We start from the raw sequence: 23,627 nt of genomic DNA, 5'->3' as shown, positions 1-23,627 counted from the left end.
GGTCACTGGCTCCCGCCGGTGCCGGGCGCGGCTCCCGCCCCGCCGGGCGCGGCCTCGCCCGCCGGCGCGCGGGTCGCGGGATCGGAGACCCGCACGCCCTCGCCCGCCTCGTCGAGCCGGGTGACGACAAGCACGTCGCCGTCGCGCAGATCGCCGTCAACGATCAGATGGGCTCCGTCGAAGGCGCGCGGCGTGACGCTGCGCCGCTCGGTGCGCCCGTCGACCACCACATAGACGTGATCGGTGCCATAGAGCGCGGCCTCCGGAATGCGGGCGGTCTGAGGATAGGTGCGGTCGGCGACGCGGACCTCGACGAAGGCGCCGGGCCTCAGCGCCGGCTGCCCCTCGGCCACGTCGACGCGGGCGAAGACATCGATGCCGCCGCGCGCCAGCGCGACTTCCGCGCCCACCCGCACGATCTCGCCCGAATAGCGCACCGGCTCGCCGCCAATGAACCACAGCACCTCGACCGGGCGTCCGATCACCGACGCCTCGTCGGACAGGATGCGCCCGTACTGGTTGTCGGAGAGCGTCAGACGGACCTCCAGCGCGTTGCGGTCATAGAGCGTCGCGATCACGTCGTTAACGTTGACGAGACGCCCGACGGCGGCCGCCTCGGACTGCACCACCGCGTCGAAGGGCGCCTTCAGGACCGTGTCGTCGAGGTTCTTCTCCGCCTGCTCCAGGCGCCATTCGAGGCGCTCGATGGCCGCTTGCTGCTGGTCGATACGGGCTTCCTCGATGGCGAGCGCGTTGCGCCGCTGGTCGACGGCCTGGCGACGCTGGGAGACCAGAAGGCGCCGTTCGTCGACGGCGCGTTCCGTGACCGCGCCGCTGCCCTGAAGCTGCTCGGCACGGTCCAGATCGCGCTCGGCGAAGGCCAGTTGTTCTTCCGCCCGGGCGACATTGCCGGTCTCGGTTTCCAGCCGTCCGCGCGCCTCGACGAGCTGGGCCCGCGCTTCGGCGAGATTGGCCCGCGCCTCCGTCACCGCACCGCGATAGGCGAAGGGATCGATCGCCACGATCTCGTCGCCGGCATCGAGCGTCGCCCCGGCGTCGAGCGCGGGATTGACGCGCACGATCTCGCCGGCCACCAGCGCACGCAGATCGGCGCTGCGCGCCGCCTGGACCTCGCCATAGAGGCTCAGCATCGGGGCGTGATCGCGGATCTCGACGGGAGCCGTCTCGACCGTGTAGACCATCTCGCGCGCCTGACGGGTCGGGACCTCGGGCTTGGTGAGCACGAAATAATTCATGCCCTCGTAGGCGCCGAAGACGATCAGTCCCGCCAGCGCCGTCTGCAGCAGCGCCTTGAACACCAGCATCACGCGACCCGGCCGGTCAGAGCGTGCTTGGTCCTCCGACGGCAGCGCAACCTCGCTGCGCGCCGTGCCGGCATCCTCGTCGACCGACTTCAGCATGACGTTCCTATCCACTCGCGTAACCCACCCAGGCGCTGTCGCGCATTCGTCCGTTCAAGACGTTATAGGTTGAAAAACCCTCACCGGATTGCCCGACGCGCGTCCTGACTTCATGGTGACGCGACTATCGAAGCCAAGTCGGGGCAAAGCAAGGCAAAGTCTGTAACAAAATGTGCCGTCCCGCGTACCGGATTCGGCACGCGGGATATGTCGCGGACGCCCGACCGGTCGTTTCAGACGTGGCGACGGGACGCAGGTCAGACCGCGTCGGCGGAATAATCGTAGCGGGTGTTGCAGAAGCGGCAGGTCACCTCGATCCGGCCGTCGACGGTCATGTCGGCGCGCTCTTCCTCGGAAAAGCCCGCCAGCATGGCGCGAATCCGCGCATCGGAACAGCGGCAGCGGTCGGCGAGCGGCTGCGGGTCGAAGATGCGCACGCCACGCTCGTGGAACAGGCGAAACAGCAGCCGCTCCACGGTCATTTCCGGATCGCCCAGCTCCGCGTCGCGCACCGTCTCGACCAGCGCCCGCGCCTCGCGCCAGGCGTCGTCCTCCTCCACCGCGTGCGGCTCGGCGCCTTCCGGTGCGTCGCCGGGATGCAGATCCGGCTTGCGCATGCGCTCCGGCGCCTGCGGCAGGAACTGCGTCAGAATGCCGCCGGCCACCCAGGAGCGGCGCGGCGCCGCGCCGGCGCGACGGTCGAGCACCTCACCGACCGCAAGACGCACGATGGTCGGGATCTGCTCGGACTGGGCGAAATACTGATGCGCGACCTCTTCCAGCGACGTGGCGTCGAGCGCCACGATGCCCTGATAGCGGTTCATCGCGCTGCCCTGGTCGATGGTCATGGCGAGATGGCCACGCCCCATCAGGTGCGCCGGATCGGCCGTGCCCTCGGCCTGCGCACGGGCCACCGCCTCGGCGTCGAACTGCGCGCAGGCGCGCAACCCGTCGGGCGTCGCGAAATCCACCACCAGCATGGAGACCGGACCGTCGGTCGTCGTCTGCAGGGTGAAGCGTCCCTCGAACTTGAGCGAGGTGCCGAGCAGCGCGACCAGCGCCACCGCCTCGGCGAGGAGCCGCGACACAGGCTCGGGATAGGCGTGGCGCTGCAGAATCGTGTCGAGCACGGGGCCGAGCAGCACGGCCCGGCCGCGCACGTCGAGCGGCTCCACGGCAAAGGGCAACACGGCATCGCGTCCGGCGGGCGTCACGCCCTTCCGGTCGAGTTCGTCCTGTACGCTCATCGCTTCCAACTCATGCGGTGGTTTGCAGCGCTCCAAAGCACCAGGCCAGGATGCCCTTTTGGGCGTGCAGGCGGTTTTCCGCCTCGTCGAAGACCACGGAATGGGGTCCGTCCATGACCTCGCAGGTCACCTCCTCGCCGCGATGGGCGGGCAGGCAATGCATGAAGAGCGCCGCCTCGTCAGCCTCCGCCATCAGGCGCTCGTTGACCTGATAGGGTTTCAGCAGATTGTGCCGGTCGCCCTCGTCGTCGCCCATCGACACCCAGCAATCGGTGACGACGCAATCGACGCCCTTGACCGCTTCATAGGGGTCGTCGGTCAGCCGGATCTCGCCGCCGGCGGCGCGCGCCGCCTCGATCAGCTCCCGCGGCGGCGCCAGCTCCTTCGGCGTGGCGATGCGCAGCTCGAAGTCGAACTTCGGCGCGGCCTGCACCCAGGAGGCCAGCACATTGTTGCTGTCGCCCGTCCAGGCGACGGAGCGCCCCGAGATCCCGCCCTTCTTTTCCTCGAAGGTCAGCACATCCGCCATGATCTGGCAGGGATGGGTGTCCTTGGTCAGCCCGTTGATCACCGGAACGGTGGCGTTTTCGGCCAGCTCGGTCAGCGACGCATGGTCGAGAATGCGGATCATCACCGCATCGACATAGCGCGACAGGACCCGCGCGGTGTCGGCGATGGTCTCGCCGCGGCCGAGCTGCATTTCCGCGCCCGTCAGCATCAGCGTCTCGCCACCGAGCTCGCGCATGCCCACATCGAACGAGAGGCGCGTGCGCGTGGAGGGCTGCTCGAAGATCATCGCCAGCACCCGTCCCGCCAGCGGGCCGTCGCCGCTCACGCGCACGGGGCCGCGGGCTTCCTTGATCCGGCGGCTTCCGTCGAGAATGGCCCGCAGTTCCGCGGCATCGACATCGCTGAGATCGAGAAAATGGCGTGGCTTTGCACTCATTACTCGGCGGCTCCCCGTTCCAGACCGGTTTCCATGGCCTTGGCGGCCGTTTCGATGCGCTCCACCGCCTCGCCGAGTTCCGCCTCGGTGATCGTCAGCGGCGGCATGACGCGCAGCACGTTGTCGCCCGCGCCCACCGACAGCACGCCGGCCTCGCGGAAACGGGCGAGCAGGTCCCCATTGGGAACGCGGCACTTGAGGCCAAGCATCAGCCCCTTGCCCCGAACCTCCTCGAAGATCGCGGGATGCGCGTCGACCACGCCGGCGAGCGCCTGCTTCAGCTTCAGACCCTTGGCCTGAACCTCTTCCAGAAAGCCCTCGGCCAGGATCACGTCGAGCACCGCATTGCCGACCGCCATGGCCAGCGGATTGCCGCCGTAGGTCGTTCCATGCGTGCCCGCGACCATGCCGGCGGCCGCCTCCTCGGTGGCCAGGCAGGCGCCAAGCGGAAAGCCGCCGCCGATGCCCTTGGCGATCGCCATGATGTCCGGCGCGATGCCGGCCCATTCGTGCGCGAAGAGCTTGCCGGTGCGCCCGACGCCGGTCTGCACCTCGTCGAAGATCAGCAGGATGCCGGCCTCGTCGCAGAGCGCACGCAGCCCGCGCAGGCACTCGGTCGGCAGCGGCCGGATGCCGCCCTCGCCCTGGATCGGCTCGACCAGGATCGCCGCCGTCGTCTCGTCGATGGCGGCCCGCAGCGCGTCATGATCGCCGAAGGGCACCTGCACGAAGCCGGGCGCCTTCGGCCCGAAGCCTTCCAGATATTTTTCCTGCCCGCCGGCCGCGATGGTCGCCAGCGTGCGGCCGTGAAACGCGCCTTCGATGGTGACGATGGTCACGCGCTCCGGCTCGCCCCTGACATAGAAGTACCGCCGCGCGGTCTTGATCGCGCATTCCAGCGCCTCGGCGCCGGAGTTGGTACAGAACACCTTGTCCGCGAAGGTCGCCTCGCACAGCCGCTGCGCGAAACGCTCCTGCCCCTCGATGGCATAGAGGTTGGACACATGCCACAGCTTGTCCGCCTGCGCCTTGAGCGCGGCGACCAGATGCGGATGGCTGTGGCCGAGGGAGTTGACCGCGATGCCGGCGGCGCAATCGAGGAAACGGCGGCCGTCGGTGGTCTCCAGCCACACACCTTCCCCGCGGGCGAACTCCAGGTCCGCACGGTTGTAGGTCCGATAGAGAGATGACTCCGCCATATCCGCCTCGCTCCTGTCCGCCACGCCCATGACCGGCCGCTCCTGCGGACCCTACCGACCGGCCGTCGCGCGGGCCGACCCGCGTGCGGGCCGGGCATCAATCGTGATCGTCTCGCGTATCGTGATCGTCTCGAGATCCTCGTCGCGGACCGACCCGCCGGACGCCGCACCGCATCCCCCTGGCAGGACACTCCGCCGACCAAACACGCCCCAAAACAGACCAAACACGCCCCAAAACATATGTGCCGCCCGAAAGAGGCGGCACGGCAACTTGCGCCGTTATACACCGCGCGGACCTGAGAAAGTCAATCGAATAGGCAGGTCCCGCATCCTGCGCCCTTGAGTCAGCAAGCAGCCTTTTTTGGGGAAAACCGCCGCAATCCCCAGGTGAATCGGGCCGATGACTTGCAGAAAAAACGCGGCATATTGTAGTTTCTCAGTCAAGAAATACGACATCTCGTGTGCATGACTCACTTTCGCCCCAAAATCCGGCGATCAGCGGAGTGCCCGTAGGAGCGGGCCGGTAACCGGCCGTTAACCAGATGTCAGGTCCCGAACCAAGACGGAGTGTGGCGCATGTCCTGGACAAGCGAACGTGTCGAGCTGTTGAAGAAGCTCTGGGGTGACGGACTGAGCGCCAGCCAGATCGCCGGGGAGCTCGGCGGCGTGACACGCAATGCCGTCATCGGCAAGGTTCACAGGCTCGGGCTTTCGGGGCGGGCGAAGACCGCCGTCGCCGGCAACGCCAAGAGCCGCAAGACGGCGAAGACGGCCGCCAACGACAGCCAGACGCCGACGACCGCGCCCGAGAGCATGCCGCAGAGCGTCGGCGCGACCGCGCTCAAGGCCGAGACGGCGCCCGCGCCCCAGGCCAAGCCCGAGGAAAAGCCGGTCGCGGAACTCGTGCCCATCGCCAAGCGCGCCACCATCCTGACGCTCACCGAGCGCACCTGCAAATGGCCGATCGGCGATCCGACCAGCAAGGATTTCCACTTCTGCGGTCACGCGTCCAATCCGGGCGTTCCCTACTGCCCGTATCATTGCCGCATGGCCTATCAGCCGGCGACCGACCGGCGCCGCGACCGCTCCAAGGCCGCCGCCGGCTGACGGCGCCCTCGGCGCGGTGCGAGCCGCCAGGAGGGCCGGTTTCAGGACGGCCGGATCGGGATTTGAAAAAGGGCCCCAAGCGGGCTCCCTGCCTCTCCGATCCCGGATCTCCGCTTCGCGGCGCCCGGGATGACGACCTTGCAAGGCTTTGTCAGCAGTCTGAGGGCGCCGCGCGGCGCCCTTTTTGGTGTTGTCCGGATAGTGTTGTCCGGATCGTCGTCGCGAACGCGCGTGTCCTTGCCGAATGGACAGCGCGCGTTCGCGATCAGGACGCGGCGGCGAACTGGTCGTTGAAGGCGTAGCCCGCGCCGCGCACGGTGCGGATCGGATCCATCATCCGCCCCCGATTGATCGCCTTGCGCAGCCGGCCGACGTGGACGTCCACCGTGCGCTCGTCGACATAGACGTCATGGCCCCACACGCCGTCGAGCAGCTGCTCGCGCGAGAACACCCGGCCGGGCGACGTCATCAGGAACTCAAGCAGGCGGAACTCCGTGGGCCCGAGATGGATCTCGCGGCCCGCGCGGCGCACCCGGTGGGTCTCGCGGTCGAGCTCCAGATCGCCCGCCCGCAGAAGCGAGGACACGACCTCGGGCTTCGCCCGGCGCAACATGGCGCGCACCCGCGCCATGAGCTCGGGGATGGAGAAGGGTTTCACGACATAATCGTCGGCCCCGGTCGCCAGCCCGCGAATGCGCTCCTGCTCCTCGCCGCGCGCGGTGAGCATGATCACCGGCAGCCGCTCCGTTTCGCTGCGCGAGCGCAGACGACGGCACAGCTCGATGCCGGACAGGCCTGGCAGCATCCAGTCGAGAAGCAGAAGATCGGGCTGGCTTTCGCGCAGCAACAGTTCCGCCTCGTCGCCGCGCGTGCAGGTCTCGACGGTATAGCCTTCCGCCTCGAGGTTGTAGCGCAGCAGCAGGATGAGAGGTTCCTCGTCCTCGACAACAAGAACCTTCGGCATGCGTATCTACCCTTGTCTCGCCAGGTCCAATGGCGGCCGCGTCAGGACGCGGCGCCGACGCTCGTCTCGTCGACCTTCGGCCGCTCGTCCATCGGCTGGGTGCCCGTCACCATGTAGATGACGTTTTCCGCGATGTTGGTGGAGTGGTCGCCGATGCGCTCGATGTTCTTGGCGCAGAACAGAAGATGCGCGCACATGGTGATCTGGCGCGGGTCTTCCATCATGTAGGTGAGCAATTCGCGGAAGATCGAGGTGTAGAGCGCGTCGATCTCGTCGTCGCGGTCGCGCACCGTCTGGGCGGCTTCGTCGTCGCGATTGGCATAGGCATCGAGCACGGTCTTCATCTGCTGCTGCGCCAGCTCGCTCAAATGCTCGACGCCTTGCGCGAATTTCTTGCTGTCGAAGGCGCCTTCGATGGCGATGACGCGCTTGGCGACGTTCTTGGCCAGATCGCCGACCCGCTCCAGATCGTTGCAGATGCGCATGGCGGCGACCACGTCGCGCAGGTCCTGCGCCACCGGCTGACGGCGGGCGATCAGCAGAATGGTCTGCTCCTCGACCTCGTGCTGCAGAAGGTCGACGCGCCGGTCGGTGGAAATGACCCGGCGGGCGAGATCCTTGTCCATGCGCACCAGCGCGGAAATCGCGTCGGACAGCATGACTTCGGTGAGCCCGCCCATTTCCGACACGCGGCCGGCAACGGCTTTCAGCTCATCGTCGAAGGACGTCACTGTATGATCAGGCATTTTATAACTCCTAGACAGCGCGCGGATCTTGTCCCGGCGCCGGACGTCGCGGTATGCGTCCTCAGCCGAAGCGGCCGGTGATGTAGTCCTGGGTGCGCTTGTCGTGCGGGTTCGTGAAGATCTCCTTCGTCTCCCCTTCCTCGACCAGATTGCCGAGGTGGAAGAAGGCGGTGCGCTGCGACACGCGCGCCGCCTGCTGCATGGAGTGCGTCACGATGACGATCGTGTAGTTTTCGCGCAACTCGTCGATCAGTTCCTCGATCTTCGCCGTGGCGATCGGGTCGAGCGCGGAGCACGGCTCGTCCATCAGGATCACCTCGGGGCTCACCGCGATGGCGCGCGCGATGCACAGGCGCTGCTGCTGACCGCCCGACAGACCCGTGCCCGGTTCCTCCAGACGATCCTTCACTTCTTCATAGAGGCCCGCCTTCTGAAGGCTGGAGGCGACGATGTCGTCGAGCTCGCTCTTGTTGCGCGCAAGCCCGTGGATGCGCGGGCCGTAGGCGATGTTGTCGTAGATCGACTTGGGGAACGGGTTCGGCTTCTGGAACACCATGCCGACCTTGGCGCGCAGCTGCACCGGATCGACCTTGGGATCGTAGATGTCTTCCCCGTCGATGCGGATGTCGCCGACCACCCGACAGATGTCGATGGTGTCGTTCATCCGGTTGAGGACGCGCAGGAAGGTCGACTTGCCGCAGCCCGACGGTCCGATGAAGGACGTCACGGTGCGATCGGCGATGTCGAGCGTCACGTCCTTGATGGCCTGGGTGTCCCCGTAAAAGACCTGGACGTTCCTGGCCGCGATCTTGGGCTCTTTCATTTGAACGGCTTCCTTCACAACAGGCATTTCGTTCATGGCTTTATCCTTCCTCGCCCGCGGCGATTACCAACGACGCTCGAACCGGCGGCGGAGAATGATGGCCAGGATGTTCATGGTCATCAGGAACAACAACAAGACGATGATGCCGCCCCACGCCTTTTCGTAAAAGGCGAAGTCGGCGCGCGCGGCCCAGGTGTAGATCTGCGCCGGCATCGCGGAGTTCGGATCGGTGAAGCCCGCGATGAAGCCGTCCGGATACCCGCGGGCGACAAAGCCCACCATACCGATCAGCAGCAGCGGCGCGGTCTCGCCGAGCGCCTGCGCCAGACCGATGATGGTGCCGGTGAGAATGCCCGGCATGGCAAGCGGCAGCACGTGGTGAAACACCGCCTGCATCTTCGAGGCGCCGACGCCCAGCGCCGCGTCGCGAATGCTCGGCGGCACCGCCTTCAGCGAGGCGCGCGTCGAGATGATGATCGTCGGCAGCGTCATCAGCGTCAGCACCAGACCGCCGACCAGCGGCGCGGACTGCGGCAGATGCGCGAACTGGATGAACACCGCCAGGCCGAGAATGCCGAACACGATGGACGGCACGGCGGCCAGATTGGAGATGTTCACCTCGATCAGGTCGGTGAACCAGTTCTTCGGCGCGAATTCCTCAAGATAGATCGACGCGGCGACGCCGATCGGCAGCGACAGGACAAGCACCACCAGCATCATGAAGAAGGAGCCGATGACGGACGCGCCGATGCCCGCGCCGCCGGGGTTGTCCACGCCGGAGTCGGCGCCGGTGATGAAGCTCCAGTTGAAGGCCGTGGTGATCACGCCCGCCTCGACCAGCGCGTCGACCACATCGAGATCGGCCCGGGTCAGGAAGCGGCTGTCGACGATGGATTCACGCGTGATACGCCCGTTCATGTAGCCGTCGACCCGCGAGGAGGCCGCGAGCTCGAATGCGGCCGGCTGCCCGATGCTGCCCGGATTCTCCCGGAAGAAGGTGCGCAGCGTGTTGCCGGGCTTGCCGACGAGGCGCTCGATGGTGTCGGCGTCGAACGCGACATCCAGACCCTTGCCCTCCATCTGCCCCTTGAGGGCCTGGATGAAGAGGTCTTCATAGGCCCGGGTCTTGAAGATCTGGCTTTCGGCGTCGTCGAACTGCTCCTGCGTGACCGTGAATTCGACCTGGATCACCGTCCGTGTGAAGGCCGGAATGCCTTCCATGACGATCGACACCGCCAGCACCACCAGGAAGAACAGGCCGATGCCGATGGCTGTCAGGCCGTAGGCCTTGAAGCGGGCCTCGGAGGCGTTGCGCTTGCGCGTGCGCGCATCCAGCGCGTACAGCGATTTCGAGGTGCGCCCGGCAGTTTCGGGAGCGGCATCGGAGGATGTGGGAAGAGCTGCGTCAGACATCAGTCATACTGCTCCCGGTATTTGCGCACGATGTAGAGCGCCAGAACGTTGAGGCCGAGCGTCACGACGAACAGCGTCATGCCCAGCGCGAAGGCGACCAGCGCCTCGGGCGAGGCGAAATCCGCGTCGCCCGTCAGCTGGCTGACGATCTTGGCCGTCACCGTGGTCATCGCGTCGAAGGGATTGAGGCTGAGGCGCGCGGCGGCGCCGGCACCCAGCACCACGATCATGGTTTCGCCGATGGCGCGTGAGGCGGCGAGCAGGATCGCGCCGACGATGCCCGGAAGGGCGGCCGGCAGGATCACCTGACGCACCGTTTCCGACTTGGTCGCGCCCAGCCCGTAGGAGCCGTCCCGCATCGCCTGCGGCACGGCGTTGATGATGTCGTCCGACAGCGAGCTCACGAAGGGGATGAGCATGATGCCCATCACGAGGCCCGCGGTGATGACGGCGGTGCCCGCCTGCATGATGCCGAGCCCGTCGTCGCCAAAGACGGAGACCAGCAGGGGACCGACCGTCAGCAGCGCGAACAGACCGTAGACGATGGTCGGAATGCCGGCCAGAACCTCCAGCAGCGGCTTGGCGACGGCGCGCACGCGCGGCGTGGCGTATTCCGACAGATAGACCGCCGCGAACAGCCCGATCGGCACGGATACCGCGAGCGCCACGATGGAAATATAGAAGGTGCCCCACAGCAGCGGGAGAATGCCGAGCTCGGAACTGCCGCCGCGTCCGGAGAAGCTCGGCGACCAGGTCGTGCCCGTGAAGAAGTCCCAGGCCGGATAAAGGCGGAAGAACTCGACGGTGTTGAACACCAGCGACAGGACGATGCCGACCGTCGTCAGGATGGCGATCGACGCCGCGGCCACCAGCAGGCTGCGCACGCCCTTTTCCACGGTGTTGCGCGCGCGAAAGTCGGGGCGCGAGTCCCGCAAGCCCCAGGCCGCACCGGCCAGCGCGGCCAGCAGGACGGCGATGGACATGAACAGGTTGCCGGTCGCGTTCATCACGCGATAGGCCTGCGCGGCGCGCATGATCGGCTGCGTGACCTCCGAGGTCACGATCTGCCCGGCGTCCTTGAGACGCGCGGTGATGTCGTTGAAATCGGCGCGCGCGTTGCGGGCGAAGTCTTCCGTGACGATGCCCTGCGCGACGAGATTGTCGAGCCCGCGCGCGGTGCGGCGCACCTCGGCCATGACGAGGCCGAGCGAGGAGCCCTCGCGGATCGACGTGTCGGGGATCATCTCCGACACCGTGGCGTTGACGTAGAAGGGCTGCGCCAGAAGCCACAGGATCAAAATGAGATACGCCGGAACCGCCACCTTCATGGCGACGTTCGCCCCGTAGTAGGACGGCAGCGAATGCAACGACTTGCGATCTCCGCCGGCACCCGCCAGGGCGCGAGACCGCCCCAGGACGTAGCCCACGATCGCAACGCCGAGCACGATCAAAATCAGCCAGAGTAACGGCATTCGCGCCCCCCCGAGAGCTGTCCGAAAATGGTCAAAACGGGTCGAGGGGCGGCATGGACGCCGCCCCTCCCGAAATCGAGCCGGGGCCCGATTACTTCATGGTCTCTTCCGCGGCGACGGCGGCCTGCGTGGCGGCCAGCTCCGGATCGGCGACCAGGCCGTACTGCGCGAGCGGGCCGTTCGGGCCGGCGATCTCGTCGGCGACGAAGAACTGCGCGTACTCCTTGAGGCCCGGGATCACGCCGATGTGCGCCTTCTTCACGTAGAAGTACAGCGGACGCGACACCGGGTACTGACCCGTCGAGATCGTCTCGGTGGACGGCGCGACGCCGCCCATGGTGGCGACCTTCAGCTTGTCGGTGTTGTTCTCGTAGAACGCCAGGCCGAAGATGCCGATGCCGTTGGCGTTGGCGTCGATGCGCGCCAGCGTCTCGGTGTAGTCGCCGTCGATGTCGACCGACTTGCCGTCGGTGCGCACGTCGATGCAGGCGTCCTCGGCGTCGTCCTCGGACATGCCGGCGTCCATCATCGCCTTCATGGCGCCGGTGGCTTCGCAGCCTTCCATCAGCACCTTTTCCTCGAACACTTCACGCGTGCCGTGCTTGGTGCCCGGGATGAAGGCGGCGATTTCGACGTCCGGAAGGTCGGCGTTGAACTCGGCCCAGTTGGTGTAGGGGTTGTCGACGATCTCGCCGTCCTTCAGCACCTTGGCGCCGAGGGCGTTGAAGATGTCGGCCGGCTCGAACGCGGTGAAGGCCGGTCCGTCCTTCTGGGAGGCGAAGACGATGCCGTCGTAGCCGATGCGGACTTCGATGATGTCCGTCACGCCGTTCTCGGCGCAGGCCGCGATCTCGCGGTCACGGATCTTGCGCGAGGCGTTGGCGACGTCGATCGTGTTCTCGCCGACGCCTTCGCAGAAGCGCTTCAGGCCGGACGAGGAGCCGCCCGATTCCACGACCGGGGTCGGGAAGTCGGTGTTCTCGCCGAACGCCTCGGCAACGATCGACGCATAGGGCAGAACCGTGGACGAACCGGCGACCTGCACCTGGTCGCGCGCAACGGCATGACCGGCAAAACCGGTGGTGGCAACCGCAAGCGCGGTCGCGCTGAGAAGAGCCTTGATTTTCACCTGACCTCTCCCTGGATGTTCAGGATTTTCGTGTCGCCCTGCGAACTTATTCCCGCAAGGTCGAGCGGACCGTAGCCCGGTGCGGTGATGCTTATATGACGGTTTCTTATCAGTTATGTGACACTTCAAGCTCTTGTTTTTTATCGCCTATGTCCGCCTGAAGCGGGGTCGCACCGTCCGCGAGGGCCGGTATTTTGACAGTGAAGGTCGCCCCCTCGCCGGGCGTGCTCTCGATCTCCAGACGGGCCCGGTGGCGGGTGAGGATGTGTTTCACGATGGCGAGCCCCAGCCCGGTGCCCTTCATCTCGCGGCTGGCCACCACATCGACCCGGTAGAAGCGTTCGGTGAGACGCGGCAGATGCTCCGGCGCAATGCCCGGGCCGTGATCGCGCACGCTCAGCACCCACTGGCCCGGCGGGCAGGGTTCGGCCTGTGGCCGGTCGAGATCGGCGAAGCGCAGGCCGATCTCGACGCGCTTGCCGGACGCCCCGTACTTGAGGCTGTTCTCGATCAGGTTCTCCAGAACCTCGATCATTTCGTCGCGGTCGCCGCGCACCGGGCACGCGCCCTCGGGAAGATCGAGCGCGATGGCGACGCCGACCTCGTCGGCGACCGGCTTGAGCGCGTCGCAGGTGTGACGCACCAGGTCCTTGAGATCGACCACGCTCTCGGGCTGGACGTGCGCCTTCAGTTCGACCCGCGACAGCGACAGAAGGTCGTCGATCAGCCGGCGCATGCGTTCGCCCTGCTGCATCATGATGGCCAGGAACCGGTCGCGCGCCACCGGGTCCTCCCGCGCCGGCCCCATCAGGGTCTCGACGAAGCCGGTCAGCGAGGCGAGCGGCGTGCGCAGCTCGTGACTGGCGTTGGCCACGAAGTCCGCGCGCATGCGCTCCAGCCGGCGCTGGTCGGTCTGGTCCTGCACCGTGACCAGGATGAAGCGCACGCCGCCGTCGGTCGCCCCGTCGCCGACCGAGGCGACCGGCGCGATATGCGCCTCAAGCCACTGTTCGGTCTGACCCTTCTCGCTCCACTCAATCCGCCGGGCGGCCTCGCCGGCGATCACCCGTTCCAGCGCCTCCAGCAGCGCCGGCGAACGCAGGCGAAAGGAGATCGGATCGCCGGGATGCACCTGCCCGAAGCGGGCGCGGGCGGCGGCATTCGCGTAGCGCGTCACCCCCCGCCGGTCGACCAGGAAGCAGGCGTCGGGGAAGGCGTCGGCCAGGTGTTTCATGCCCGTCTCGGGCCAGGGCGTCACGGCGGAGCGCCGCTTGAGACGGCGCGCGATCAAGGGCCGGCGGCGCAGGCCGACGAGGGCCGCCACCGCGATCGCGGCCAGCGCGGCGACGGCCTGCGCGGGCGATGCCACGCCGGCCTGAAGCGCCAGAGCGGCGATGGCGACCGCCACCGCCAGCACCCAGCGCTGCGCGATCACACGCTCGCGCAGCGTCCAGCGCGCGCCGCGGTCGCCCGGCACGGGCTTTTGAGGATCGTTGGGCGCGCCGTCGTCACTCATCGGATTTCGTCACTCGTTGGATGTCGTCAATCGTTGGATGTCCTCAACCGTCGGTCGCCCGATCGGTCCCGAATTCGCCCCGCTGAACAGGCGCGGCCGCCGATGCGCATCCGGGGCACGGCAGAGGGTCGACAGGCGGCGGGATCGTTGACCGTCGTTGTTAGCATAGCGCACATGACAGCCCAACGACGCGCACGCGCGCTTTCCGCATCCGCCCCGCAATGCTACCACACCGCCGATCCGCTTCGCGCGAGACCGAACGAGGAGGCACAGCAGGCGCATGACCCCGAAACAGGCTGCGGCACGCCTGCCGGCAGCACTGGCCGGAGAGGACTGGCCGACGGCGCGCAAGGCCCTGAAGGCGCTGTTGAAAGCCGACCCGGACAATGCCGCGCTGCATTACAATCTCGGCCTCGTTCACAAGCGGCTCGGACAGGGCGAGCAGGCGCGCGCAGCCCTCGCCCGCGCGCTCGAACGCGCGCCCGATCACACCAACGCGCTGTTCGAACTGGCGACGGGTCTGCTCGATGCGGAGCTCTATTCGCAGGCCGCGGACCGGTTCGCCGCCTACACCGCGCGCTGCCCGGACGACCCCGACGGCTGGCGCAATCTGGCCAACGTCCGCCTGCGCCTCGACGATGCGGCGGGGGCGGTCGATGCCTTCACGCGCCTGCGGGCGCTCGTGCCGAACGACGCGGACGCGGAGATCGGCCTGGCGGAAGCCCGTCTGCGCACGGGCGAGGATGCGGAGGGCGCGGCGTTGCGCGCGCTCTATGCGCGAAACCGGGAGGCACGGCCGCGCCTGCTCAAGGCCCTGCACCAGGGACCGCGCGGGCGGGTGCCGCTGTCGGCCTCCGCGCTGCGCGACCGCTGAAGCGCGGCGCATCGAGCCGCACCACGGCTGCCCCCCCCTCAAAGCTGGGTGTCAGCGCCCGTTTTCGGCCGTGGCGCGCGGAAGCTCTTGCGGTAGAGGCCCGGATCGTCCTGGAGGCCATCCTGCACGCGGGCGTGCGCGGCCCGCTCCGCCTCCGACATCGGCGCGATGTCCAGATCGAGCGCGGCGCGGCGGATGGGAAAGGCCTGCGCCACCGGCGTGCCGGCGGCAAGGCGACCGGTGAACGTCGGGTCCACCCAAATTGCGGGAAAATGCACGAAGCCGTCGCGATAGCGGTCGCAGTCGACGAGGCCGGCGAGCGTGCGAAACGGCAGATCCTCCCGGTTGAGCGGATGCGTGAACAGCAGCGAGACGCCCTCGGGCGCGCGCACCGTCCAGAAATTCGTGAACTTCACGACGAACTGGTCGTCGGGCAGCCCGAAGGGCACGCCGGCCGCCTGTTCGGGCACATGCAGCCCAATGGGCGCGCGGGTCTGGCGGGCGCCGGGCGCAAGCGGGGGATTCCAGTCCCAGGACAGCTCCCCGTCCGCGACATCGACATCGACGGCGAGGCGGAACATCACGCCGAGCGACAGGGCGTCGATCAGCGGCGGGCAGTGCTTGAGCGTGCGCACCTCTGCCCCGCCGAGCGTCTCGCTCGCCACTATCGAGGGCACGGCCTTGAGCCAGTCGGGCAGCGCGGCGCGGGCGGGCACCGGCTCGGGCACATGGCCGAAAAGCTCCGGGAGACAGCGAAAGGCGAGGGTCATGACGGGTCCGGGGGATGTGAGCGGCAAGCAAGGGCTCCGATACAGGCGCAGCGACGGGCCGGCGAGAAGCAATGATCACGCCTGAGCGCGGGCAACCCGTTCCAGATGATCGAGGCAAAAGGGCCAGCCCTCGGGCGAGGCCATGGCCGCGCGATAGGCTTCGGCGCCCTCGCCGTGGCGCAGGAAGTCGTCATGGGTCAGGTCGACCAGCGTCCCCTGCAATCCGGTGCGAAACTCCACCGTCACGCGGCTGGCGGTCGCGGGATCGGGCACGACCGAGCGGTCCGGCCCGATCTGCCAGGCAAGGCGCAGGAACAGGGGACGCTCGATCGACAGCACCGTTCCCCAGACGATGCGCGGGCCGCGCGCGGACTGCTCGTAGCAGGCACCGCCGGCCATGGGCTCCAGGCCGATGTCCTCGCAGTCCTCGCCGGAAAACGTATAGGCGCGCGGCCACCACCGCGCGAAACCGTCGACGAACAGATCGAACGCCTGCTCGCGATCGAGCGGCACCCATCTGGCGACCCTGCAGGCGGTGTCCGCCATCTTGCCACCTCGCTCCTTGCGTTGTTCGCCGCCGGCCCTTTCGGTTGCTCGCCGAAGGCCGAGGCGCGCCCGCGCCGGGCGCCTGTCCTCAGGTGTGGCCTCAGGCATGGCCCCAGGTGTGGCCTCAGGTGTGGCCTCAGGCGGGTGCCGCGCGCCGGCGGGACAGCACCCAGGCCGTGGCGCACACCACGGTCAGCGTGACGAAGATCACGCCGATCACATTGACCACCGGCGAGAGCCCGAAGCGCATCCGCGAGCCGATCTCGGTCACCAGCGTCCAGCTCGGACCGATGGCGAAGAAGGTCGTATTGTAGTTCTCGATCGACTGAAGGAAAGCGATCACCGAGGCGGTCAGCACCGTCGGCATCAGGAACGGCAGCGTGATGCGGCGGAAGACGAGCAGCGACGAGGCGCCGAGATCGAGGGCGGCCTCCTCAAGCGCCAGGTCCTGACGCTGCAGCCGGGCCATGAACATCAGCATGCAATAGGAGGCGATGAAGGCGGCTTGCGCGATGGTCGCCGTCGTCAATCCGGCCTCGAGCCCGAAGGTGTCGCGCCAGAAGATCATGGTCGTGGCGCCGAGCACGATGCCGGGCGTCAGGATCGGCGACACGAGCACCGTGTAGAGCAATGTGCTCGCCCGCGACTGCAGCCGCGTCAGGACCAGCGCGCCCGACAGGCCGAGCGGGATCGCGATGACGATCACGCCGAGCGCCACCAGCAGGGAATGGATCAGCCCCTGAATGAAGCGCGTGTCCTGCGGCAGCTCGCGAAACCACTTGAGCGTGAAGCCGTGCCAGTCGAGCACCGAGGGGGTGGGATTGGCGTTGAAGGCCGCCGCCACCATGAACAGCAGCGGCAGGAACATATAGGCGAAGAAGACCACCAGATAGGCGTTGAGGATCGCGCCCGACCAGTCGCGGGCGGCCCGCGGCGCGGCGGCGGGGCGCGGCGGGGTGGAGGTTGCGGCGAGGCTCATTTGGCGATGTCCCTGATGCCGACGCGGAAGACGGCCATGTTGAGCAGGATGAAGGCGATGCAGGCGACGACCAGCGCCAGCGAATAGGCCGCGCCCTGGTTCCACGACGCCGCCTCGAAGAACCGGCGGTAGATCACCTGGCTGAACCAGTCGGGATGGAGACCGCGGCCGACGATCTCCGGCACGGCGATGGAGCCGGCCGAGAGCATGAAGGTCATGATGGCCCCGACGGCAATGCCCGGCTTGGCATGCGGCAGCACCACGCGCCAGTGAATCCGCCAGGTCGCGGCGCCGAGGTCGCGGGCGGCCTCGATCTGGTTCTTGTCCAGCGTCTCGATGGTGTTGTAGATCGGAAACACCATGAAGAGCACATAGGTATAGGCCATCACGGTGAAGACCGCGCCGTTGGAGGCGACGAAGCGCATCCCCTCGCCGGCCTCCATGTCGATGAGGCCCAGAAGGTCCAGCAGGCCGTTCAGGATGCCCTGCTTCTCCAGGATCATTACCCAGGAGAAAATCCGCAGCAATTCGTTGATCGCATAGGGAACGACGAGGGCGAGCATCAGCACCGCCACCTTGTTGGCGCTCCGCGCGGTGGCCACCGCATAGGCGACCGGATAGCACACGACGAAGGCGAGCACCGTCACGCTCAGGGCGTAGAAGATCGTGGAGACGAAGATCTCCAGATGAACGGCGCTCATGTCGGTGAAGTTGCGCAGCGAATAGACCTCGTCGACGCTCACCGGCGAGGCACTGGCGTTTTCCTCCGCCTCCAGCACGGCGATGCGCGCCGTCAGCTCGTCGCGTTCGGCCTCGAGCGCCGCGATCCGGGCGGCGGGATCGATGCCGTCCTCCGCCGCGCCCCCGCCCAGAGACGGCGCGGGGCTTGGCGTCATGGAGGGACTGGGAGTCAGGGATGGACTGGGTGTGACGGACGGACTGGGGGCGAGGGATGGACTGGGCGTCAGGCTCGGCGTGAGCGTGGGGCTCGGTGTCAGCGTCGGGCTCGGCGTCAGGCTGGGTGTCAGGGACGGAGCCGGTGCGTCCTGCGGCGCCGCGGCCTGCGCCGTCAGTTCGTCCAACTCGGTTTCCAGCGTGAACAGCCGCCGGTAGCTGTCGTCGATCTCCTGCGCCAGCTGGGCGGATTCGCCGGCCCGGTCGGTGTATGTGAAGGCGCGCTCGATCAGCCGCGCCTGCGGCAGCACGATCAGCAGCGCGATCCAGGCAACCGTCAGGCCGACGAAAACCGCCGTCAGGCCCTTGCCGTAGCTCTTCACCAGCGAGACCATGGCTTACGCCCTTTCGCGGGCCATCGGCCCCGGCTTCATGATCATGGTGCTTTCCGGCGCGAAATGGAGGCGTTGCGCGCCGTCGGCAACCTGCGCGCCCGGCCCGCTGTTGTGCAGGTTGACATGAACCTGCCGACCGCCGGCCTCGAAGTGCAGATGGATCAGCGCGCCTTCCAGGCTGCGGCGCAGCAGCGTGGCATCGAGCGCGTTCGCGGTTTCGGATGCGGGCGCGGCCTCGATGCGCATGTGCTCGGGGCGCACCAGCGCCAGCGCCTCGTCGCCGGCGGCCAGCCCGTGCTTGTTCACACCGAGAATCGCGCCGTGCGGGGTCTCGATGCGCGCCAGTCCATCCGCCGTGTCGCGCACCCGGCCCGTGAAGACGTTCTGTTCGCCGACGAAGGTCGCCACGAAGGGCGTGTCCGGCTTGTTGTAGATGTCGTCGGTGCCGGCGACCTGCTCCAGACGTCCGGCGTTCATCACCGCCACCCGGTCGGACATGCCGAGCGCCTCGCCCTGGTCGTGGGTGATGTAGATGAAGGTGACGCCCGTCTTGCGTTGCAGCTCCTTCAGCTCCGCCCGCATGTGCTGGCGCAGCTTGAGATCGAGCGCCGACAGCGGTTCGTCCAGCAACAGGACGGCGGGCTCCACCGCAAGGGCGCGTGCGATGGCCACGCGCTGCCGCTGGCCGCCCGACAGCTCCGAGGGCTTCTTGGTCCCCTGCCCGCCGAGCGCCACCAGCTCGAGCAGCTCCTCGGCGCGTTGGCGCCGCGCCTTGCGCCCCACGCCGCGCGCCTCCAGTCCGAAGGCGACGTTTTCCCACACGCTCATGAGGGGGAAGAGCGCCAGATTCTGGAAGATCAGCGCGGTCGGCCGGCCGTTCGGGCGAATGCCGCGCATGCTGTCGCCGCCGATGCGCACATCGCCGGCGCTCGGATCGAGAAAGCCCGACACCATGCGCAGGATGGTGGTCTTGCCGCAGCCCGACGGCCCCAGGATCGAGAAGAATTCTCCCGCCCGCACCGTCAGATCCGTGGGATGGACCGCCACGAAGTCGTCGAAGCGCATCGAGACGCCTTCGAGCACGACATCCTTGCCGAGCATGTTTCCCCCTTGCGGCCGATCCGGGCCGCGATGTCGTCCGCCATCCCGGCGGCGCACGTCGCAAAAACGAAAAGGGAGCCCGCGGGACAGTCCCCGCGCGCTCCCCCGCAAAGGCCCGAAATCAGGCGTTGGTGATCAGGTCGACGTATTCGCCGACGATGGTGGACGTCCACGGACGGTCGCTCGGCCACCACCACAGGTTGGCCATGTTCTCGGCCGTGTAGACGCTGGAGAACTGCGCCTTGTAGTCCTCGCCGGCATGGTCGGCCGCGCCGACCATCGCGGAGTTGTAGCCGGTGTTGGCCGAATGCAGGCCGCCCATGCGCGGATCGAGCATGGCGTTGATGAAGGCGTAGGCCTGGTCGAGGTTCTCCGAGCCCGAGGGGATGCCCATGGAGTCCATCCAGGTCAGCCCGCCTTCCTTCGGCATGCGGTACTTCCACTTCGCGTCCTGCCGGTTGAGCAGCAGGCCGGTCGTGTCCCAGGTCTGGCCGATGGAGGCACCCGCCTGCGTGAAGGCGTTGCTCGCCTCGGTGGCGTTGTTCCAGAAGGCCGCGATATTGGCCTTGTTGTCGATGATGAACTGCGCAACCGCCCCGTACACCCGATGGGCGTCCTCTTCGCTCTTGAAGGCGTCGAGCATGCGGTTCGACTTCACCTCGCCGATGGCGTCGAGGTAGAGACCCGTGCCGGCGAGCGCCGACTTCTGGCGGAAGGCCGCCTTGCCGGCTGCTTCCGGCGCCCAGAGCGACCCGAAGGACACCTCGTCATCGGCCAGCGGCATCACGGAGCTGTCGAAGGTCACGCCCTCGGTGCCCCAGTTGAACGGCAGCAGCATGCGCTTGCCGCGATAGGTGGCGCCGAGCTGGACGCTGTCGCGCAGCATCGAGGGAATGATCGCGTCGAGGTTCAGCTTGCTCTCGTCGAGCGGCTGAAGAAGCTCGTCGGGATAGTACAGGATGCCGTTGGTGACCGACGGCATGATCACGTCGAAGCCCTTGCCGCCGGCGGCCTTGAGCTTCTGCACCGCCTCGTCGTTGGAGCCATAGGTCGACAGGTTGATCGAGATGCCGGTGTCGCCCTCGAACTTGTCGATCATGTTCTGCTGGATGTAGTCGCCCCAGGCGAACACATTGACCTGGCCGGAAGAGGCCAGCGCATCGCCGGCCTTGAGAATGGCCGGAGCGGCGAGAAGGGTCGACGCGGCGGCGGACCCCTTCAGCATGGAACGGCGTGTGATGGACATGGAAGACCTTCCCGGATTGCTCTTCGATCATTTGAATGAAACGCAGGGCGACGCAGCATCGGACAGCGGACCATCCACGAGGCACTCGCGTCCCCTCGCCGGCTTCGCCATTAGGTCATATTGACAACGGTTGTGTGACACCGAAGCGGAGCGCGCCCATTGACCGACGATGCGAAAGCCGGCGCTCCACGCACGACCGACCCGGTGTCTCATTCGAGGCTATGCCACCGGATCCGGGGCGACAAGGCAAAGTTGAGCCGGCGCACTTTTGACGAGCGCGAGACCTCTGCCGGTTGCGCGCGATCCGCTCGATCGGCTAGAGGCTGTGCAAACCCGCGCAAGGATCTCCCGTGATGACACAGCTTCGCCACGACCGCGACTTCGATCCCGCGCATGGCAGGGCCGTCACCGTGTCCGATGCCGTGCGCCGGATCACCGCGCCGAACGCCGGTCCCTTCACCTGGCACGGCACCAACACCTATCTGGTGGGCCGCGACGCGGTGGCGGTGATCGATCCCGGCCCGACCGATCCCGACCACATCGCCCTGATTCTGGAGGCGGCGGGCCCGGCCCCCGTCGAGGCGATCCTCGTCAGCCATACCCATGTCGATCACTCGCCCGGCGCACGGCTTCTGCAGCAGCGCACCGGCGCGCCGATCGTGGGCTGCGGCGCGCATCGCGCCGCCCGGCCGCTGTTCGACGGCGAGGTCAATCCGCTCGACGCCAGCGGCGACGCGGATCATGCCCCGGACCGGGAACTTCGCGAGGGCGATACGGTCACCGTCGACGGGCTGACGCTCACCGCGGTGGAAACGCCGGGGCACACCGCCAACCATCTCGCCTTCGCGCTCGACGAGGGCGAGGTTTTGTTTTCCGCCGACCACGTGATGGCCTGGTCGACCTCCATCGTCGCGCCGCCGGACGGGGCGATGGGCGCCTATATGGCCTCGCTCGAAAAGCTCGCGGCGCGCGATGAAGCGACCTATCTGCCCGGCCACGGCGGGCCGGTGCGCCACGCCCAGGACTATGTCGCGGCGCTCAAAGACCATCGGCTGGCCCGCGAAAAGGCCGTGCTCGACCGGCTCGCGGCCGGCGACACGACGATCCCGCAGATGGTGTCGACGATCTATGCCGCCGTCGACCCCGCCCTGCACGGCGCGGCCGCGCTCTCGGTGCTGGCGCAGATCGAGTGGCTGGTGGAGCGCGGGCTCGTCGAGGCCGACGCCGCGCCGTCGCTCTCGGCGCGCTACCGGCTCGCCTGACCTCTTCCCTGACCGTCTTCCCTGGCGGGCTCTCTCGGCCAGATCTTCTTTCCAGGGCGCCTTGATCTTTGACGGGCGCGGGCCGACATGGCATGACGACGCGGCCCGCACGCGTCCTCCCTCGTCATCACGGATTTCCCACATGCGCATCAAGGCCGTTCTCTTCGACCGCGACGGCACGCTCACCGACTTCGACCGGACCTGGGGTCCGGCGATCGCCGCCGTGCTGCGCGATCTTTCGGCCGGCGACGCCGGGCGGCTCGACACCCTGAGCGAGATGGCGATGTTCGACGTGGAGGCCGCCCGTTTCACCGGCCCCTCGCCGCTCAAGGTGCAGGCCCCGGCGGATTACGCCGCCGGCTGGGCCGAGGTGCTGGGCGAGCCGGATCCGGATGCCATGCTCGCCCGCATCGAGGCGACGCTGCTCGACCACTGCACCCGCTCCGTCACGCCCTTCGAGGGGGTGGTGGACACGCTCACGTCCCTGCATGCCTCGGGGCTGCCGCTGGGGCTTGCCACCAACGGCACGGAGGCCTCGGCGCGCGCGCAGATGGCGGCGCTGGGGCTCGCGCCGGCCTTCAGCTTTCTCGCCGGCTACGACAGCGGCCACGGGCGCAAGCCCGCGCCGGGTCAGCTTCTCGCCTTCGCCCGCCATACCGGGATCGCGCCGGGCGAGATCGCGATGGTCGGCGACAGCCTGCACGACATGCATGCGGCGCAAGCGGCCGGCATGATCCGCGTCGCCGTGCCGACCGGCGCGGTGGATCGCGAGACGCTGGCACGCGACAGCGACGTGCTGCTCGACACGATGGCCGACCTGCTGCCGCTGGCGCGCGGGGAGCGCGCGGCATGAGCGAGAGCGTGCGCGCGGTGCTGTTCGACAAGGACGGCACGCTCATCGACTTTCAGGCGACCTGGGCGCCAACCTTCCACACGCTGATCGAGGAGGTTTCCCAAGGCGACGCAGCGGTGCTGGCGGGGCTCGCCGAGGCGAGCGGCTATCTGCTGGAGACGCGCCGCTTCGCGCCCGATTCCGTGCTGGTCGCCGGCACCAACGACGAGGTCGCCGAGGCCTGGGGCGCCGTGCTCGGCGATGTCGATCTGGAGGCGCTGTTCGCCGACATCGACGCCCGCATCGGCGACATGAGTCTGCCGCATCTCACCCCCTTTGGCGATCTGGTGCCGGTGCTGGATGCGCTCGCGGCGCGCGGCCTGGCGCTTGGCGTGGCGACCAACGATTCCGAAGCCTCGGCCCGCACGCAGCTGACGGCGCTCGGCCTCGAGACCCGCTTCGCCGCCGTCATCGGCGCCGACAGCGGCCACGGCGCAAAGCCGGAGCCGGGGATGATCCACGGTTTCTGCGCCGCCGTCGGCGTGAGGCCACACGAGGTGGTGATGGTCGGCGACAGCCTGCACGACATGCACGCTGGACGCGCCGCCGGCGCGCGCACGCTCGCCGTCACCAGCGGCACGGTCGGCGCGGAGGTGCTGGCGCCCCACGCCGATCACGTGGCCGGCTCGCTCGCCGAGGCGCTCGCCTGGATCGAGGCGCAGGCCACGGGGTAATTCCGGGCAAC

Annotated in this window: 22 protein-coding genes; 5 read left to right on the top strand and 17 right to left on the bottom strand. The window is 67.9% G+C overall.

Features of this window, described 5'->3' with window-relative positions:
- Window positions 1-2 precede the first annotated feature (2 nt).
- The 4 genes from ABL312_RS02365 to ABL312_RS02350 all read right to left on the bottom strand — a co-directional run bounded on the left by ABL312_RS02365 (window position 3) and on the right by ABL312_RS02350 (window position 4,813).
- A complete protein-coding gene (locus ABL312_RS02365; RefSeq protein WP_349359781.1) occupies window positions 3-1,421 on the bottom strand; it encodes an HlyD family efflux transporter periplasmic adaptor subunit in 1,419 nt (472 codons plus the stop codon).
- Between the two features lie 257 nt (window positions 1,422-1,678).
- Complete coding sequence (locus tag ABL312_RS02360) at window positions 1,679-2,668, bottom strand: Hsp33 family molecular chaperone (protein ID WP_349359780.1); 990 nt, start codon at window positions 2,666-2,668, stop codon at window positions 1,679-1,681.
- Between the two features lie 10 nt (window positions 2,669-2,678).
- Entirely contained in the window at window positions 2,679-3,614 is a 936-nt protein-coding gene (argF, locus tag ABL312_RS02355) for an ornithine carbamoyltransferase (protein ID WP_349359779.1), read from the bottom strand.
- Window positions 3,614-4,813 (bottom strand): aspartate aminotransferase family protein, encoded by a 1,200-nt coding sequence (locus ABL312_RS02350; protein ID WP_349359778.1) that lies wholly within the window; start codon window positions 4,811-4,813, stop codon window positions 3,614-3,616. The genes argF and ABL312_RS02350 overlap by 1 nt, the downstream gene beginning before the upstream one ends.
- Window positions 4,814-5,389: 576 nt before the next feature.
- Here ABL312_RS02350 and ABL312_RS02345 point away from each other — a divergent pair.
- Window positions 5,390-5,920 (top strand): GcrA family cell cycle regulator, encoded by a 531-nt coding sequence (locus tag ABL312_RS02345; RefSeq protein WP_349359777.1) that lies wholly within the window; start codon window positions 5,390-5,392, stop codon window positions 5,918-5,920.
- 265 nt (window positions 5,921-6,185) lie between these two features.
- On the opposite strand, the gene phoB is transcribed toward ABL312_RS02345, so the two are convergent.
- From phoB to ABL312_RS02310, 7 genes are all read right to left on the bottom strand, one after another.
- A complete protein-coding gene (gene phoB, locus ABL312_RS02340; protein WP_349359776.1) occupies window positions 6,186-6,884 on the bottom strand; it encodes a phosphate regulon transcriptional regulator PhoB in 699 nt (232 codons plus the stop codon).
- Window positions 6,885-6,925: 41 nt separating this feature from the next.
- The gene (gene phoU / locus ABL312_RS02335; protein ID WP_349359775.1) at window positions 6,926-7,630 is read right to left on the bottom strand and encodes a phosphate signaling complex protein PhoU; all 705 of its coding nucleotides are present in this window, start codon (window positions 7,628-7,630) and stop codon (window positions 6,926-6,928) included.
- 61 nt (window positions 7,631-7,691) lie between these two features.
- Window positions 7,692-8,453, bottom strand: coding sequence for a phosphate ABC transporter ATP-binding protein PstB (gene pstB, locus ABL312_RS02330; protein WP_374730167.1), 762 nt, complete (start codon window positions 8,451-8,453; stop codon window positions 7,692-7,694).
- 63 nt (window positions 8,454-8,516) lie between these two features.
- Complete coding sequence (pstA, locus tag ABL312_RS02325) at window positions 8,517-9,866, bottom strand: phosphate ABC transporter permease PstA (RefSeq protein WP_349359773.1); 1,350 nt, start codon at window positions 9,864-9,866, stop codon at window positions 8,517-8,519.
- Window positions 9,866-11,338, bottom strand: coding sequence for a phosphate ABC transporter permease subunit PstC (pstC, locus tag ABL312_RS02320; RefSeq protein WP_349359772.1), 1,473 nt, complete (start codon window positions 11,336-11,338; stop codon window positions 9,866-9,868). The genes pstA and pstC overlap by 1 nt, the downstream gene beginning before the upstream one ends.
- 91 nt (window positions 11,339-11,429) lie before the next feature.
- Complete coding sequence (locus ABL312_RS02315) at window positions 11,430-12,461, bottom strand: substrate-binding domain-containing protein (protein ID WP_374730196.1); 1,032 nt, start codon at window positions 12,459-12,461, stop codon at window positions 11,430-11,432.
- 115 nt (window positions 12,462-12,576) lie between these two features.
- Entirely contained in the window at window positions 12,577-13,983 is a 1,407-nt protein-coding gene (locus tag ABL312_RS02310; protein ID WP_349359770.1) for an ATP-binding protein, read from the bottom strand.
- A 280-nt stretch (window positions 13,984-14,263) separates the two neighbouring features.
- On the opposite strand from ABL312_RS02310, the gene ABL312_RS02305 reads away from it, so the two are divergent.
- Window positions 14,264-14,857 (top strand): tetratricopeptide repeat protein, encoded by a 594-nt coding sequence (locus ABL312_RS02305; protein ID WP_349359769.1) that lies wholly within the window; start codon window positions 14,264-14,266, stop codon window positions 14,855-14,857.
- Between the two features lie 38 nt (window positions 14,858-14,895).
- Here ABL312_RS02305 and ABL312_RS02300 read toward each other — a convergent pair whose 3' ends face one another.
- From ABL312_RS02300 to ABL312_RS02275, 6 genes are all read right to left on the bottom strand, one after another.
- Complete coding sequence (locus ABL312_RS02300) at window positions 14,896-15,627, bottom strand: hypothetical protein (RefSeq protein ID WP_349359768.1); 732 nt, start codon at window positions 15,625-15,627, stop codon at window positions 14,896-14,898.
- A gap of 75 nt (window positions 15,628-15,702) precedes the next feature.
- Window positions 15,703-16,173: an SRPBCC family protein gene (locus ABL312_RS02295; protein ID WP_349359767.1), complete on the bottom strand. Its 471-nt coding sequence runs from the start codon at window positions 16,171-16,173 to the stop codon at window positions 15,703-15,705.
- Window positions 16,174-16,309: 136 nt separating this feature from the next.
- Window positions 16,310-17,152, bottom strand: coding sequence for an ABC transporter permease (locus ABL312_RS02290; protein ID WP_349359766.1), 843 nt, complete (start codon window positions 17,150-17,152; stop codon window positions 16,310-16,312).
- Window positions 17,149-18,441 (bottom strand): ABC transporter permease subunit, encoded by a 1,293-nt coding sequence (locus ABL312_RS02285; protein WP_349359765.1) that lies wholly within the window; start codon window positions 18,439-18,441, stop codon window positions 17,149-17,151. Before ABL312_RS02285 ends, ABL312_RS02290 begins: the two co-directional genes overlap by 4 nt.
- Window positions 18,442-18,444: 3 nt before the next feature.
- A complete protein-coding gene (locus ABL312_RS02280; RefSeq protein ID WP_349359764.1) occupies window positions 18,445-19,542 on the bottom strand; it encodes an ABC transporter ATP-binding protein in 1,098 nt (365 codons plus the stop codon).
- A 121-nt stretch (window positions 19,543-19,663) separates the two neighbouring features.
- Window positions 19,664-20,788 (bottom strand): extracellular solute-binding protein, encoded by a 1,125-nt coding sequence (locus ABL312_RS02275; protein WP_349359763.1) that lies wholly within the window; start codon window positions 20,786-20,788, stop codon window positions 19,664-19,666.
- A gap of 353 nt (window positions 20,789-21,141) precedes the next feature.
- Between ABL312_RS02275 and ABL312_RS02270 the strand changes: the two genes are divergently transcribed.
- The 3 genes from ABL312_RS02270 (at window position 21,142) to ABL312_RS02260 (ending at window position 23,616) form a co-directional block, all read left to right on the top strand.
- Entirely contained in the window at window positions 21,142-22,050 is a 909-nt protein-coding gene (locus ABL312_RS02270) for an MBL fold metallo-hydrolase (protein ID WP_349359761.1), read from the top strand.
- A 142-nt stretch (window positions 22,051-22,192) separates the two neighbouring features.
- The gene (locus tag ABL312_RS02265; protein WP_349359760.1) at window positions 22,193-22,903 is read left to right on the top strand and encodes an HAD family hydrolase; all 711 of its coding nucleotides are present in this window, start codon (window positions 22,193-22,195) and stop codon (window positions 22,901-22,903) included.
- Window positions 22,900-23,616 carry an HAD family hydrolase gene (locus ABL312_RS02260; RefSeq protein WP_349359758.1) on the top strand — a complete coding sequence of 239 codons (717 nt, stop codon included), beginning with the start codon at window positions 22,900-22,902 and terminating at the stop codon, window positions 23,614-23,616. The genes ABL312_RS02265 and ABL312_RS02260 overlap by 4 nt, the downstream gene beginning before the upstream one ends.
- Window positions 23,617-23,627 lie beyond the last annotated feature (11 nt).

The sequence above is a fragment of the Stappia sp. genome (genome assembly GCF_040110915.1).
Classification (GTDB): domain Bacteria; phylum Pseudomonadota; class Alphaproteobacteria; order Rhizobiales; family Stappiaceae; genus Stappia.
This window is presented reverse-complemented; position numbering and strand designations above follow the sequence as displayed.